Consider the following 14,521-nt stretch of genomic DNA (forward strand, 5'->3'; position numbering starts at 1 on the left):
TGATTGCACTGCTGACACAAATTGAAAAATGTGCCCAATAAAAAAGCAGGTAAGTTAATCAACTTATCTGCTTTTCATTTAATTCAAGCTTGAAAAAACAGGCTTAGGAAATCCCTGGTTGGACGCGAGCGTGATTTTGCAGACTGAATTTTGCGATCGCTTGGACTAGGGCGTGGTTTTCAGATTTTCCAGACCTGCCGTGACGCTGGCTTTTTCAATTCGATCGCCCTGTTGCACCTGGTCGATCGTCTCCATGCCTTTGGTCACATAGCCAAACACCGCATAGCTACCATCCAACGGCGTTAACTCCGCTAGCGCAAAGTAAAACTGCGACGAGGCAGAATCCGGCGACATCGATCGCGCCATGGCCACCGCGCCCCGCTTGTGGGTTAAAACCGGTGTTTCTGCAATGCCCAAATCGGGGAACGTCGCACTATAAACCGGTTGGGCTTGACCCTTTGGCTTAATTTCGAGGGGAATGGTGCGCTCGCGGCCCGTTTTGGGATCCGTGAAACCGCTCATCCCCAACTCCGTGATCGGAACCTTGGGATCCTTGCTGCGCGGGTCGCCCCCTTGCACCACAAAGGGCACCGGCTCCCGCACCACCCGATGGAACATCAAGCCGTCATATACCCCACGGTTCACCAAATCCACAAAATTTCCGGCCGTGATGGGTGCGTTGGTTCCGTCCACCTCAATTTCCACCGGCTGACCCTTGATGGTCATGGTCACGGTTGCTTTTCCGGTTAACTGGGGCAAACCGGCGGGCAACTGGGCCGGCGTGGCGGCAACCGACGGCGCGGGGCTGCTCACTTGGCGACTATCGGCCGGCTGGCCAGCACAGCCCGCGGTCGAAAAAACCAGCAACGCGGCAATCGGGGCCAGCCATAGCCCCCGGAATGCTTTGGCGCAGGTTTTCATCCAGTAGGTTGCTAAATAGTTCATCGTTACAGACCCTCCAGCGGCACACGCAGAAACTTGGCCAAAGCGGCTCCTTCCGTTTCCAGTGCCGTCAAGGACAGGGGTTGGCCCACACGGGTTAGGGGAACATCGCGCATATTCTTCACTCGCAGGTACAAGGCCCGCCGGGGGTTAATCCCTTCCTTGAGGTCTACGCGCACGGATTGAATCGCGCTCAGGTCGCAGGTGAGCTTCACTTCACGATTTTTGCCGGGATAGCCCCAGCGAAAAATGGTGGCTTTACCCGTGGTGCGATCGAACTCGTTATAACCACCGCCCACGTTCCAGCGAATGGTTAACCACAGATAGGTGGCCAGCAGTGATCCGGCAGTGCCATACAGCCCCATCACCAGTCCTTGGGGGACAAACACGAGCTTGGTGGGGTCTGAGAACAACAGCAGATTCACGCCCAGGTAGCTCGACAAACCGGCAAGCAAAAAGCCCGTAGCGCCGATGGTGACGATCGTGGCGATCGCATAGCTACTGAGACGGCGCGCGCCGACAATCTCCGTCCGCAACAGGCGATCGGATTGGGGATCGGTGGAGACAGTCATAGGTGTATGGCTTAAAAATTGCTTGTGTATCGAAAACAGGTGTGGGAACGCAGGGGGGATGAAACGCTTGTTTGCCCCAAACTGTTGGCTCAGACCGGCCATGATTTGATCGGGCCCGGTTGCTCCATCAGGAACCGTCCCTTCAACAGTCTAAGCAAACTTGGCAGATTCCTAAAAATCTTGGCGAAAGACAACGATCCGAGAATGGCTAACAAACATTAAGCATAATTACTTATTTTTTCTTAACGAAGGTCTTAGATTGGGGGAAATGAAAAAAATCGCAACAGCGCGATCACCCGGAGCCGCGAACTCGGTGATCGTGACTTGGCGCTGAATCGCGATCGGGCTGCGAGATTGACCACCCATGGGCTGTGGATTGGCATGGGAATTGGCAGTGGTCTGTTACGGAGCCGTGCGTTGATCCCCGCAATTCTTAAATTAGTCTGAAGTTGATCGGAAGGGTTTCCGCCGCCCGTGATCCCGCCAGCGGGCCCGATTGACGCGATTCGCCTGGGTTTGATCAACTCCGTTACGAGATTCCCCACCCCCCCGATCGCCCCTTCAATTATCATGAGATTTGTAATCGATGTGATCGTTCGACTAAACCCTGGAAACCAGTCCAAATTTTCTGATTTGGTTGCCAGACTTGCGATCGCCCTACCCTCACCCGAAATGAGTGTGGTAGGTTAAGAAAAATTAACCGATCTCAGCAATCGATGGCATCGGCAACGGCGCTCTTCTGGGTGGAAGTGCAACTCATGCCCCAACCCCCTGCGGATTCTCATCGTTGCCCAGGCCCCGATCGCGAGACGGGTCAAAATTCTACGGAACCGGAAGTGCTTCAAACCCGCCTCACGACCGTAGATATCGCAATTTTGAACCTCTGTTAACAGATAGAGAGGAACTCCATGACCATCGCAGTTGGACGCGTGGGCACGGAACGCGGGTGGTTCGACGTAGTGGACGACTGGCTGAAGCGGGATCGCTTCGTCTTCGTCGGCTGGTCGGGTCTGCTGCTGTTCCCCTGCGCATACCTCGCCCTCGGAGGCTGGCTGACCGGCACCACCTTCGTCACCTCGTGGTACACCCACGGATTGGCTTCGTCGTACCTGGAAGGGTGCAACTTCCTGACTGTCGCCGTGTCCACCCCGGCGAATAGCTTGGGTCACTCGCTGCTGCTGCTGTGGGGTCCCGAAGCCCAGGGAGACTTCGTGCGCTGGTGCCAGTTGGGCGGCCTGTGGAACTTTGTGGCGTTGCATGGCGCATTTGGGCTGATTGGCTTCATGCTGCGTCAGTTTGAGATTGCGCGACTGGTGGGGATTCGTCCTTACAACGCGATCGCCTTCTCAGGCCCGATCGCGGTGTTTGTGTCGGTGTTCCTGATGTACCCGTTGGGTCAATCGGGCTGGTTCTTTGCGCCCAGCTTTGGAGTGGCATCGATCTTCCGGTTCCTGCTGTTCCTGCAAGGGTTCCACAACTGGACGCTGAATCCGTTCCATATGATGGGTGTCGCCGGGATTCTGGGCGGTGCGTTGCTGTGTGCCATTCACGGTGCAACAGTAGAGAACACCCTGTTCCAAGACGGTGAAAAGGCGAACACCTTTGGTGCATTTGAGCCGACCCAAGCCGAAGAAACCTACTCGATGGTGACGGCGAACCGATTCTGGTCGCAAATCTTCGGGATTGCGTTCTCGAACAAGCGTTGGCTGCACTTCTTCATGCTGTTCGTGCCCGTGATGGGATTGTGGACCAGCTCGATCGGGATTGTGGGATTGGGCTTGAACCTGCGAGCTTACGACTTTGTGTCGCAAGAGCTGCGGGCGGCTGAAGACCCCGAATTCGAGACGTTCTACACGAAGAACATCCTGTTGAACGAAGGCATCCGCGCTTGGATGGCTCCGCAAGACCAACCCCACGAAAACTTCATCTTCCCCGAAGAGGTCCTGCCCCGTGGAAACGCCCTTTAATACTGCAATGGTCGTGGGCGGCCGTGACCAAGATTCCACCGGGTTTGCCTGGTGGTCGGGTAACGCCCGTCTGATTAACCTGTCCGGAAAGCTGCTGGGTGCTCACGTGGCCCACGCTGGCTTGATTGTGTTCTGGGCCGGTGCGATGACGTTGTTTGAACTGTCGCACTTCATCCCCGAAAAGCCCATGTATGAGCAGGGCTTCATCCTGCTGCCTCACCTGGCCACGTTGGGCTTGGGTGTGGGTCCCGGTGGCGAAGTGGTGGATACCTTCCCCTACTTCGTGACGGGCGTGCTGCACTTGATTTCGTCGGCGGTGCTCGGTTTGGGTGGGATTTACCACGCCATCCGCGGCCCTGAAACCCTCGAAGAGTACTCGTCCTTCTTCGGTTACGACTGGAAGGACAAGAACCAAATGACCAACATCATCGGCTATCACCTGATCCTGCTGGGTTGCGGTGCGTTGCTGCTGGTGTTCAAGGCCATGTTCTTTGGCGGCGTTTACGACACCTGGGCTCCCGGTGGCGGTGACGTGCGCGTGATCACGAACCCGACGCTGAACCCGGCTCGGATCTTTGGCTACCTGACCAAGGCTCCCTTTGGCGGCGAAGGCTGGATTGTCTCCGTGAACAACATGGAAGACATCATCGGCGGCCACATTTGGGTGGGTCTGACCTGCATTGCCGGTGGTATCTGGCACATCCTGACCAAGCCTTTTGCTTGGGCGCGTCGTGCGTTCATCTGGTCTGGTGAAGCTTACCTGTCTTACAGCTTGGGCGCTCTGTCGTTGATGGGCTTCATTGCCTCGACGATGGTGTGGTACAACAACACCGCTTATCCGAGCGAGTTCTTTGGCCCCACCGGCCCTGAAGCATCGCAGGCTCAAGCGCTGACCTTCTTGATCCGTGACCAACGCTTGGGTGCGAACGTGGGTTCGGCTCAAGGCCCCACGGGTCTGGGTAAATATCTGATGCGTTCGCCCTCGGGTGAAATCATCTTTGGTGGTGAAACGATGCGTTTCTGGGACTTCCAAGGCCCTTGGCTGGAACCCCTGCGCGGCCCCAACGGTTTGGATCTGAACAAGATCAAGAATGACATTCAGCCCTGGCAAGCTCGCCGCGCGGCTGAGTACATGACGCACGCTCCTCTGGGTTCGTTGAACTCGGTGGGCGGTGTGGCGACCGAAATTAACTCGTTTAACTATGTGTCGCCCCGCGCTTGGTTGGCTACGTCGCACTTTGTGTTGGCGTTCTTCTTCCTGGTGGGTCACCTGTGGCACGCTGGTCGCGCTCGCGCGGCTGAAGCGGGCTTCGAGAAGGGGATCAACCGCGAGAGCGAACCCGCGCTGGCGATGCCCGACCTCGACTAATCGATCGAGCGATTGGCAATTTGATCGGGTTTGTCCTGCGGGATGACCCGATCGCCCTTAACAGAGACCCTCGCTAGTCGGGGGTCTCTGTGTTTTTGCAGGCGAGGCGAAAAAACATGGCAGAGCTTGACCCCAGGGCCGCCCGAGAACGCTGGCAACGGGCACAACAATTAGCCCAAGAGACGGAACAGACTGCGATCGAACGGTGGTCGGTGGCGGGCTTGCCTGGTTTGTTGCGCTTGCAACGGGAACTGTGGGCTGCGGGCGATCGGGCGATTGCAGAGCGCCTGGAGCGGGCCGATTGTCTTGTGGCCTGCGATCGGGGTTGTGATTGGTGCTGCTATCTGAACGTGCCGATCGCGGGGATCGAAGCCCAGGTGATTGCCGATTGGATTGCCGAGCTGCCGATGGCTCAGCGGCGGCTGATCCTGGAGCGGTTGGCGCAAACCTTAGGGCAGCTTGAGTTGATTAACCCGGGCGATCGGCTGGGTCATAAAATTCCCTGTGCTTTTTTGGAATCCGATGGCACTTGCGGAATCTATCCGGTGCGGCCGGCCACTTGTCGATCGCACTATTCCACCTGTGCTGCCGATTGCCAACAGGGTTGGGAAACGGGTCAATGGCCGGCGCGATCGGGGCCGATCGATGCCCAGACTTTTGACTTGGAAGCCCAGAATGCGGGGCTACAGGCGGCTTGCGTTGCCCTGGCGATTCCGTTGGCCACCGGAGAGTTGCACCAAGCGCTTGGGATACTGATGCTCGATCGGCCACAATCCAGGAACAACGGGTCAGGGTAACTGGCTAAATTTTCCCAATTTCGCCTGAGACCAACAGGGGCCCTTTTCTCTCAAGGGTGGTTTCAGCGGCAATCTCAGCGGTGAATCTCAGTGATTAATTTCAGTGAATTTCAACGATTAATTTCAACGACGATCGGGCGATCGCACCTCTGAACCCGGCGCGTGAAACGGTTGAGCAACGGGCCCTTGGGACTGGGAACGGGAAAACGCTGCCCACTGATCTAACCACTTGAAGGGCCAGCCCGCCCGATGATGCCAATTGGAAGCGGTGGCCAGAACCAAGCCCCCCACCCACAGTAGAGGAGTGGGCAGCGTCACTGCTCGGAGCAACTGCCACAGTTCCGCCGCCAGAAAGAAACCAACCACCAAAACGAGCCACACTCGAAAATTCGCCATTGTTGTTTCGATCGCCCCTCACGGCCCCAGTCTCGTCCAGATTGCTTGCCAGCCGTTGAACCCGGCGCAACGGTTCTAGGCTAATTGATCTTCTGTTCAACACCAAATCCCGCCAGCGCAATTTGATCCAACGGCGCATCCGCTGTGGCGGGGCGATGGTAGTTCAAAATTCGCCGCAGGCGAAGGGCAGGATTCACCAGGGTAATTGAATCCACCGACACCACCCGTTGATAGTGGGTTGTCATGATCAATTCCCGAGTGGCGATGGTGAAGTGAAATTGGGCCACCATTGGTTTAGCTTCCTCGTAGGCGCGATCGCGCAGGTAGTCGCCCTCCAGGATTGATCCCGTTTCAGCGTTGGGGACGAACAAAAAATTCAAGCTCTGGGCCACCCGCTCGCCATGCTCGGAAACCGTTTGGAAGTCGAGGTGATAGCCCGGAATCTGGTCGAGATCGGCCCGATCGGGTCGTTCATTGTCCTGTAGGACTTGTTGCTTTTGCTCGAGTGAAATCGGGCGAATTTGAAATTCCGTGTGCGATCGCTCCACGGTTTGGCTGCGTAAGTAATGGTAGGTGCGTTCGGCGCTCCAGTCGCCAACACAATGCTCAAAAAAGGTTTGAAATGGTTTTAGGGTTTGAAAAGTCATCGGACGGTGGTTAGGGGCGGTGGATGGCGGCAGAACGCTGAGCCGGCCGGATCGATCGCTGGCGAATCGATCACCCAGGGCGATCGCGTATCAACTTGGTTTGCACGGCGCTGCTTGAATTATCCAGGGTGGCTGCCTAGGGAGAAACCCCATTGACCGTCTAGCGATCACGACCCGACTAGTCTAGAATCGAAAGGTTGTCTGTTTGTCGCGACACGACACCTGATCGTATGGCAGTCCCTAAGAAGAAAACCTCCAACGGCAAGCGCGATCAACGCCGTGCCACTTGGAAGCGCAAAGCCAATTTGCGTGCTCAGCAAGCCCTGTCCCTGGGCAAGTCGATCCTGACCGGTCGATCGAATTTTGTCTTCCCCACCAAAGAAACCGAAGACGAAACCGAAGAATAAGTCATCTTGCGGCGGTTGATGTCGCTCTCTGCAAGTGCGCCACCACCGCCCTCGATCGTTTGTCTATTTTGCCTAGCCCCGTGACCCGAGTTTGGGGCAATCGGGTTTCTAAACCAGCTATTCATATGGTTACTTAATTCATTCTTGATTCACTATTTACTTAGTTATTAAAATTCTTCTATTGAAATGATTGGTTTATTGGCTCGTGATCCTGAATGGCTAAATTTTTAACTGTTCAGAGCTGCTCAGAGCTGCTCAGGATTAACCTAGTCAACATCGAGCCAGACTAAAATTGGAAGTCCCAAGAGAGCGCTTTAAAATCAACACAAGAACACTAAAACAAGACCACTCAGGCAAAAAATTAAAGCCAGAAAACTAGAGCCAGCAAGCTAAATTCCGCTCATTGAAGCCAGAAAATTAGAGCCAGCAAACTAAAGCAATTGTTTTCCTAATCAGTCTCTACCCGGTGCTGTGACTATGCTAGGCAAATTTTTCCAAAAACCAGAACCCAATCAGGGCGATCGCGTGCCACCGGGTCAATACCTAGCGACGGGGTTTCCGGTGCTGACCTATGGTGATACACCGGAAATTCGCTTAGAGGATTGGGAACTGGAGGCTTGGGGTTGTGCCCAGCCGGTCACGCTCCGTTGGGATGACCTGATGGCTATGCCCCAGTCGGACTTCACGGCAGATTTTCACTGCGTTACCCGCTGGTCCAAGTTGGATGTGCAGTGGCGCGGCGTGAAGGTGACGGACTTTATGCGGGCGATCGATCTAGATCCGAAAACTGTGCATGTGATGCAGCACTGCTATGGGGACTACACCACCAACTTGGCGATCGAGGACTTCCTGCGCGAGGAAAACTTCTTTGCGCACACGTTGTTTGGCGAGCCTTTACCCCCGGATCATGGCGGGCCGCTGCGGTTGGTGGTTCCCCATTTGTATGCTTGGAAAAGCGGCAAGTGGCTGAAGGGCTTGGAATTTTTAGATCACGAAGCCCTGGGATTTTGGGAACGCAATGGTTATCACAAGCGTGGTGAACCCTGGGCGGAGGAACGGTACGCCGGGCGTGGCTTGTTTCTTTAACCCGAATGTGGAGTATGGGCGCAAATCCTGCAATTAATCCTGGCATGAATACTGAAAATACCGGACGCAAACCCGAGCAGGAACCGAAACCAGGGCCAGAACCAAACCAGCAATCCTTCACCGCTGGCGATCGAACGGATCCATCTGACCCATCAAAAGGCATTGACCCATCAAAGGGCGCTGACCAGGGGCCAAAAAACGTCTTGGGCGGGCCGCTGGCGCTTTGTGGCCAAAATCCGATCACGGGGTTCTATCGCACGGGCTGTTGCGAAACGGGGCCGCTCGATCGGGGATCCCATACGGTTTGTGCCCAGGTGACGGCGGCATTTTTGGAATTCACCCGATCGCGCGGCAATGATCTGAGCACTCCGCTACCTTGGGCTGATTTTCCGGGACTGAAACCGGGCGATCGGTGGTGTTTATGCGCCAGTCGGTGGCTAGAGGCCGTGGCGGCCGGAGCGGCTCCGCCCGTGGATTTGCAAGCAACCCATGAGGCGGCCCTGCGAATTGTGCCCCTAGAGGCCTTAAAACGCCATGCCTTGTCCCGATCGCCTGAGGCCAGCTCAGACGGGACTCAGCCAAATCAGGCCAGTTAACCAAATTAGGCCAGTTAAATATAAACAAATCAGGCCAGTTAAATATGAATAACTTAGACAAATTGGGCAGATTAGACCAGTTTGGTGTGATCCCCGTAATCTATAGCATTTCGGTTGATTGCGACTCATTGCAAAAGACCAAGGGTGAGTAATCACTCCCAAGGGCTGCAAGGCAAGGCTAGCCGTCGTTTCCAGGGCTGTGCAGTACGGTTTTCCCACAATTCTTCGCTAGATTGTCAGGGCAGGTCAGGGTACAGTAGAAGACAGGTCAGCAACCTGCTTGGCAAACACCCTAGCGATACACCAACGCAGCAAAACACTGCATGAGGCGATCGTCCTAGCTTGGCTCAAGTAGCAATGGAATTGGGAGTGGGCCTTGGGACTGAGAACCTTACCCGGTTCCAGACTCGTCCTCTACACCCTTGAGGCTTGGCCACCGAATCTGCGCTGCATTTGCTGTGCAGGCTTAATGCTCGGTTGTGCTGGCTGATGGGCCCCTGTTGCAACAAACCTAACCCTTGGCATTTCGCCAAGACTCGATCGAGTCGTTCCAACAACGACACCAGAGCCGATCGAAACTTTCTGGCAAACTCGCGGCGCGATCGCGAAGATTTTTGCCAAACTATTCGGACGGACTCGGCTTTTATTGGGAGGGCCATCGTCAAGTGTCTGACAACACCAACATCCACGAACAAATCGAAGAAGAACGGCAGGCTGCCCGCGAAGCGTGCAGTGTGAATGGAGTTCATTCGCCTGAATGTGCGGCTGCTTGGGATGCACTGGAAGAACTGCAAGCCGAAGCATCGCACCAAAAAGAAGGGCATCCTGAAAAGAATTCCTTTGAAAAGTATTGCGATGACAACCCAGATGCGGCTGAATGCCGTCTCTACGACGACTAAGCCATAGTGCTTCTCGGTCATCTAGCAAAAGTTTGGCAGCCGAACCCCCATTCAAAATCCCAAGACTGATCACCTGAAGATTCATGATTTGGGGCGTTCGGCCACTGGCGAATCACTCACATGAGTGCTGATTTCTGACTCAGCTTGCGGGCTGGCGCTCAGGCGTTGGTTTTTTCGCTCTCGTTTGAAATTCTGGCCCCAGGGCCGCAGCAACAGGATGCGCAGTCAAAGCGTTATCCTGTTTTTGCTTTTTGGGCCCATGGGGCCGATCGAGGACAAAACCGTGAGTGGCGATCGAGTAATTGTGGCGCTGGATGTGTCTACCTATGAGGCGGCGATCGCTTGGGTCGATCGCTTGCCGGAGGTGTCGTTCTGGAAAGTGGGTTTGGAGCTGTTCATCAGCGCGGGCCCTGCGATCGTGCAGGAACTGAAGCAGCGACAAAAGCGGATTTTCCTGGATCTGAAGCTCCATGACATTCCCAACACCATGGCTGGGGCGGCCCGGGCCGTGGGGCGTTATGGCGTGGATTCGTTGACGGTGCATGGGGCGGCCGGGCTGACGGCCTTGGAAGCAGCCCAAGCGGCGGCGATCGCAGGAGCCACCGAAGCGGGCGTTACGCCGCCCCAACTGATTGCCGTCACCCTGCTCACCAGCATTGGCCCCGATCGCTTGGCGGCCGATTTGCAGGTGTCTGCGGGCGTGGCTGACTACACCGCCCATTTGGCGCAATTGGCGAAAACGGCTGGCTTGGCGGGGGCCGTTTGCTCTCCCCAGGAGGCAGCCACCTTGCGATCGCACTGTGGTGCGGATTTTCTGTTGGTTTGTCCTGGGGTGCGGCCGGCTTGGGCCGCATCCGGTGATCAACAACGCACCCTCACGCCTGCCGAGGCCTTCGCGGCCGGAGCCAGTTATTTGGTGGTGGGCCGACCTGTGACGGCGGCGGCGGATCCGGTGGCCGCTTGGGAGCGATTGGTGGCCGAGGTCGCCAGCAGCTAGACCCGACGCAATTTCGCCCAAGGAGGGTGAGCGGTTCGATCGCGGTTGATGTCATCCTATTGCTATTGCGTTTTTTGCAATTGCCCTTTGCGATGGCATTTTGCGATTGCACTCTGTGATGGCGGTGGCGATCGCATTTATCGGCCACGGCATTTTCATTCCCCAAGATTCAACCAAAAGGATTTAGTCAAACCATGGCGCAAACGACTGGAGCAGACGCGATCGATGTGGCGATCGAGCAGGGGATTGACTTTGACGGAACGCCGATCTCGGCCGCGCGTCTGGAACTCTATCGCAAGGTGATGGCCATTGAAGCCCAGCGCCAACGCAGCGGCGTGACCAACACCATGCGATCGCGAATTGTGCGGATTGGGGCTAAGCACTTTGCCCAAGCGGAATTAAATCAAATGTTGCTGGATGCTGACCTGACCCCCCTCAAGGAGAAGGAAATTGCGTTTTACTACGGCGGCAAATAGCCTCGGGCGATCGGGCCTGATTTTTGGGGCGATCGGGCTAGGTTTGGGCTTGGGGGCCCAGCCCTTGGCGGCGGCCCCCAGCAACCAGCTCACCCCCCTGCAACGGTTGCAAACCACCCGTGCCTGCGTTGAGTGCGACCTGTCTGGGGTTGATCTGAGCGGCTTGGACTTGCGGGGCGTTGACTTACAGCGGGCCACACTGACGGCAGCGGTTTTGAACGGGGCTAACCTGCGCGGGGCCCGGCTCGATGGCATTGCCGGCCAAGAAGCCCAGTTTCGGGATGCGGATTTGAGCGGGGCCACCCTGACCGATGCGCGGATGCGTGGGGCCAAGTTCCAGCGGGCTAACCTCACGGAAGCGGTGTTGGACAAGGCCCGCCTGCGAGAAGCGAACTTTCGAGGGGCCACCCTGACCCGCGCCAGTTTGGTGCAGAGCCTGTTGGTGGCCAGTCGCCTGAAGGAAGCGAACTTGCAGGGAGCTGATCTGCGGTTTGCCCAGTTGGATGGGGCGGATTTGTCCGATGCTCAGTTGCGATCGAGCAAATTGGTGCGATCGAGCCTGACGGGAGCCACCCTGCTGGGGGCAAACCTGGTGATGGCGAATTTTGAAGGAGCCAATCTCTCCCAAGCCAAGCTGGGCGGCGCGGACGGGTTTCAAGCCAACTTCGCCAATGCTCTGTTGTTGGGGGCGGGTCTGCGGCAAACCAACTTGGAAGAAGCCAACCTCAGCAGCGTGAAGGCGGTGGGGGCGCGGTTTTTGGAAACGAACCTCCGCAGCGCGATCGCCACGGGAGCCGACTTCACCCAAGCTGACCTCAGCAAGGCAAATCTTCAGCGGGCGGGCCTCAGCTTGGCGGTGTTTCGGCAAGCTCGCCTGATTGGCACGAATCTGCAACAGGCCAAGATGGGCGGGGCCGTGATGCAAGGGGCTGTGCTCACCGATGCTCGGCTTGATCGCGCCTACCTGGTTCAGGCAGACTTGCGAAGCATCGTGACCCGCAACACCAATTTCACCGGAGCCGCCTTAGACGGGGCCGTGACCCGTGGGGCTGACCTGTCTGGGGCGATCGGCTGGGTGCAATAGGCCGTTGATCAACCCGATCAACCCGCTAGCCGATTGATCGAACGGGTCGATCGAGCGGGTCAATTTCCATGGGCGATCGCGTTGACTGGGCGATCGCCTCGATCGGTCAATGGTTGGCTTAAGGGGCGAATGTCTGGATCATCCAATGGCGGGATCACAGATCATTTTGATTGATTTGACCCCAATTATTCATTTATTCATTGGGTTTTTGGTCGCGGGGAAAACCACCAATCAGGCCGCTTTCAATCATCAACCCCACACCGGCATTAATCACCGCTAGGGCGATCGTGCCCCACCAAAACCAAGAATCGCCGTTAATGCGGCGCGTTACCGCTTCCCCAAATAAACAAAGACCCAAGGGAAACAGCAAGACACCCGCTTGGGCTTTGATGTACCAAGTCCACTTTTTACTCATCGGTTTGTTTTGCGCTTTTGTGCTTTTTGTTTGTACTTTTTTGATGGAGCTTGCGCTCTTTGATGCGGTGCGCGGGAATCTGATTAGAGCAAATCTTGTTAAAGCAAATCTTGATCGATGGGGGGATTGAAATCAAGACCCGCAGAATTTTGGCCGCAATCAATCGGGCGATCGAATCGATCGGGCGGCCTAAATTCAAGCTATTGATTCTTCATCTTGATCTGTTCTGCCGACAGACCATAATTCGATTCAATGTCGATCGCGGCGGAACCCCCCTTCACCATCAGGCTAAACATCGATCCCATTTGCAGCCAAATGAAAATCGCCGTGGGAACCACCACCAACAGGCTCACCCCATAGGCCAACAGGGTGAAAAATCCCAAAACCTTCAAGCTTTCGCCCATGCACAAAAAGGTGAACACTGCCAAACCCAAGTAGGCGATGCGCATTTGGGGCTTTTTATATTCCACGGTGGGCTGGGTGCGGCGGTTTTCATACCAGCGGTTCACCTGAAATTCCAGCATGTTCTTAAAAATTTGCCCAAAGGCCAGGGCAAAGAACAGGGTAACCAGAACGAATTGCGTGCTGTGGGGATTGCTGTAAATCATGGTTTGCAGGGCAGGGTTTGAAGGGCCGTTAAATCGAGCGATCGAGGCGAGATTTTGTAACGGAATTGCAACAAAGTTGGTGTTGCCATCCTACCGCATCCGCTGGGCTGACCGGCTCGATCGCCCCGCAATTCAGCTTAAAATGCAGCCTAGTTTTGATCAGAGCGTGATCTCATGGGTCTGCCACTGCGCCATTTTTCCCGTTGCTGGTCGGGTCGGGCTGTTCGGGCGATCGGGCTGGGGCTGTTGGTCGGGGCGATCGGGACATTAGGCGGGCCGTTTCAGCCGCCTGCCCGTTCCAGCGTGGTGTTAACGGTCGATCCCCAAGGTAATGATGCGGCCGCTCGATCGGGCCGCGGTAGCTTCCGCACCATCACCAGCGCCCTTGACCATGCCAGTCAATACAGCAATGGGGTCACCATTCGTCTGGCTCCGGGCCGCTACAGTGCGGAATTAGGCGAGCAGTTTCCCCTGCGCGTGCCCGATGGGGTGACCCTCAGCGGCGATCTCGACGGCCAGGGCCAAGCGGTGGTCATTCAAGGGGCCGGCGGCTTCAGCAGTCGCAGTTTTTCTCAACAGGCCGTGGCGATCGCCCTGACGGGGAGCGGGTCGGTGTTGGGGGTCACGGTCAGCAATCCTGTGCCACGTGGTACGGGCATTTGGGTGGAAAGCGACGGAGCCACGCCCGTGATTGCCAACAACCGCCTTTTGAACAACCATCGCGACGGCATTTTTGTGACGGGGCGGGCCCAACCGCAAATTCTGCGAAATTGGTTCCAAAACAACGGCGGTAATGGCCTGTCCATCACCCGTGATGCGGGGGGAATTGTGCGCGAAAACCGGTTTCAGGCAACGGGGTTTGGCCTGGCGATCGGGGGCAATGCCAGCCCGGTGATTCAAGATAATCAAATTACCCAAAACCGAGATGGGGTGGTGATTTCTAATCAGGCCCAACCGCTGCTGCGCCGTAACCAAATTGAAGGCAACAGTAACGATGGGTTGGTGATGATCGATCGCGCACAGCCGGATTTGGGCACGGCCTTCAGTCCTGGCGAGAATCGCATTCTGAATAATGGTCGCTATGCGATCTACAACGCCACTAAGGGAACGACGGTTTCGGCGGTGGGCAATGAGTTAGATCGATCGCGGGTGATGGGATCGGTGCTGCTGTCTTGGGGTGGCTTAGGGGGATCGCAATCGATCGCCCCAGGATTCCGCCCGATCGCCCCTATCCTCTCGTTGCAACGGCTATGATCCCAGCTT

The 14,521-nt window shown here is 56.3% G+C and carries 18 protein-coding genes; 12 read left to right on the forward strand and 6 right to left on the reverse strand.

Annotated elements, in window-relative coordinates; genetic code table 11:
• Nucleotides 1-165: 165 nt before the first annotated feature.
• Together ACZA91_RS08765 and ACZA91_RS08770 are read right to left on the reverse strand one after the other, a co-directional pair.
• Nucleotides 166-945 carry a peptidylprolyl isomerase gene (locus ACZA91_RS08765; RefSeq protein WP_242030915.1) on the reverse strand — a complete coding sequence of 260 codons (780 nt, stop codon included), beginning with the start codon at nt 943-945 and terminating at the stop codon, nt 166-168.
• Between the two features lie 2 nt (nt 946-947).
• Nucleotides 948-1,514, reverse strand: a complete 567-nt coding sequence (locus ACZA91_RS08770; protein WP_190533733.1) for a photosystem I assembly protein Ycf4 — start codon at nt 1,512-1,514, stop codon at nt 948-950.
• A gap of 716 nt (nt 1,515-2,230) precedes the next feature.
• Between ACZA91_RS08770 and ACZA91_RS08775 the strand changes: the two genes are divergently transcribed.
• From ACZA91_RS08775 to ACZA91_RS08790, 4 genes are all read left to right on the forward strand, one after another.
• On the forward strand, nt 2,231-2,404 hold the full coding sequence (locus ACZA91_RS08775) for a hypothetical protein (protein WP_190528080.1): 174 nt from the start codon (nt 2,231-2,233) through the stop codon (nt 2,402-2,404).
• An 18-nt stretch (nt 2,405-2,422) separates the two neighbouring features.
• A complete protein-coding gene (gene psbD / locus ACZA91_RS08780) occupies nt 2,423-3,481 on the forward strand; it encodes a photosystem II D2 protein (photosystem q(a) protein) (protein WP_463182408.1) in 1,059 nt (352 codons plus the stop codon).
• A 7-nt stretch (nt 3,482-3,488) separates the two neighbouring features.
• Complete coding sequence (gene psbC, locus ACZA91_RS08785) at nt 3,489-4,850, forward strand: photosystem II reaction center protein CP43 (protein WP_099532620.1); 1,362 nt, start codon at nt 3,489-3,491, stop codon at nt 4,848-4,850.
• A gap of 116 nt (nt 4,851-4,966) precedes the next feature.
• Nucleotides 4,967-5,647 carry a YkgJ family cysteine cluster protein gene (locus ACZA91_RS08790; protein ID WP_190535519.1) on the forward strand — a complete coding sequence of 227 codons (681 nt, stop codon included), beginning with the start codon at nt 4,967-4,969 and terminating at the stop codon, nt 5,645-5,647.
• Between the two features lie 123 nt (nt 5,648-5,770).
• Here the strand turns inward: ACZA91_RS08790 and ACZA91_RS08795 are convergent, their stop codons facing one another.
• Nucleotides 5,771-6,043 (reverse strand): hypothetical protein, encoded by a 273-nt coding sequence (locus tag ACZA91_RS08795; RefSeq protein ID WP_099532618.1) that lies wholly within the window; start codon nt 6,041-6,043, stop codon nt 5,771-5,773.
• A gap of 80 nt (nt 6,044-6,123) precedes the next feature.
• Nucleotides 6,124-6,690 carry a phycobiliprotein lyase gene (locus ACZA91_RS08800; RefSeq protein ID WP_463186134.1) on the reverse strand — a complete coding sequence of 189 codons (567 nt, stop codon included), beginning with the start codon at nt 6,688-6,690 and terminating at the stop codon, nt 6,124-6,126.
• Between the two features lie 230 nt (nt 6,691-6,920).
• Here ACZA91_RS08800 and rpmF point away from each other — a divergent pair, with 230 nt between their 5' ends.
• The 7 genes from rpmF to ACZA91_RS08835 all read left to right on the forward strand — a co-directional run bounded on the left by rpmF (nt 6,921) and on the right by ACZA91_RS08835 (nt 12,235).
• Nucleotides 6,921-7,097, forward strand: coding sequence for a 50S ribosomal protein L32 (gene rpmF / locus ACZA91_RS08805; protein WP_099532616.1), 177 nt, complete (start codon nt 6,921-6,923; stop codon nt 7,095-7,097).
• 477 nt (nt 7,098-7,574) lie between these two features.
• The gene (locus ACZA91_RS08810) at nt 7,575-8,183 is read left to right on the forward strand and encodes a sulfite oxidase-like oxidoreductase (protein WP_463186138.1); all 609 of its coding nucleotides are present in this window, start codon (nt 7,575-7,577) and stop codon (nt 8,181-8,183) included.
• A gap of 161 nt (nt 8,184-8,344) precedes the next feature.
• Nucleotides 8,345-8,779: a DUF2237 family protein gene (locus tag ACZA91_RS08815; protein WP_234406703.1), complete on the forward strand. Its 435-nt coding sequence runs from the start codon at nt 8,345-8,347 to the stop codon at nt 8,777-8,779.
• A gap of 665 nt (nt 8,780-9,444) precedes the next feature.
• Entirely contained in the window at nt 9,445-9,678 is a 234-nt protein-coding gene (locus tag ACZA91_RS08820) for a Calvin cycle protein CP12 (protein WP_190355833.1), read from the forward strand.
• A 217-nt stretch (nt 9,679-9,895) separates the two neighbouring features.
• Nucleotides 9,896-10,675: an orotidine-5'-phosphate decarboxylase gene (gene pyrF / locus ACZA91_RS08825; protein ID WP_463186140.1), complete on the forward strand. Its 780-nt coding sequence runs from the start codon at nt 9,896-9,898 to the stop codon at nt 10,673-10,675.
• 194 nt (nt 10,676-10,869) lie between these two features.
• Entirely contained in the window at nt 10,870-11,151 is a 282-nt protein-coding gene (locus ACZA91_RS08830) for a small RNA NsiR4-regulated ssr1528 family protein (protein ID WP_463186142.1), read from the forward strand.
• Complete coding sequence (locus ACZA91_RS08835; protein ID WP_463186143.1) at nt 11,126-12,235, forward strand: pentapeptide repeat-containing protein; 1,110 nt, start codon at nt 11,126-11,128, stop codon at nt 12,233-12,235. The genes ACZA91_RS08830 and ACZA91_RS08835 overlap by 26 nt, the downstream gene beginning before the upstream one ends.
• 193 nt (nt 12,236-12,428) lie before the next feature.
• On the opposite strand, the gene ACZA91_RS08840 is transcribed toward ACZA91_RS08835, so the two are convergent.
• Nucleotides 12,429-12,650: a hypothetical protein gene (locus ACZA91_RS08840; RefSeq protein WP_099532610.1), complete on the reverse strand. Its 222-nt coding sequence runs from the start codon at nt 12,648-12,650 to the stop codon at nt 12,429-12,431.
• Between the two features lie 200 nt (nt 12,651-12,850).
• Complete coding sequence (locus ACZA91_RS08845) at nt 12,851-13,258, reverse strand: hypothetical protein (RefSeq protein ID WP_099532608.1); 408 nt, start codon at nt 13,256-13,258, stop codon at nt 12,851-12,853.
• Nucleotides 13,259-13,432: 174 nt separating this feature from the next.
• Here ACZA91_RS08845 and ACZA91_RS08850 point away from each other — a divergent pair, with 174 nt between their 5' ends.
• Nucleotides 13,433-14,512, forward strand: a complete 1,080-nt coding sequence (locus ACZA91_RS08850) for a DUF1565 domain-containing protein (RefSeq protein WP_463186146.1) — start codon at nt 13,433-13,435, stop codon at nt 14,510-14,512.
• Nucleotides 14,513-14,521 lie beyond the last annotated feature (9 nt).

The sequence above is a fragment of the Limnothrix sp. CMB-01 genome (assembly GCF_055193175.1).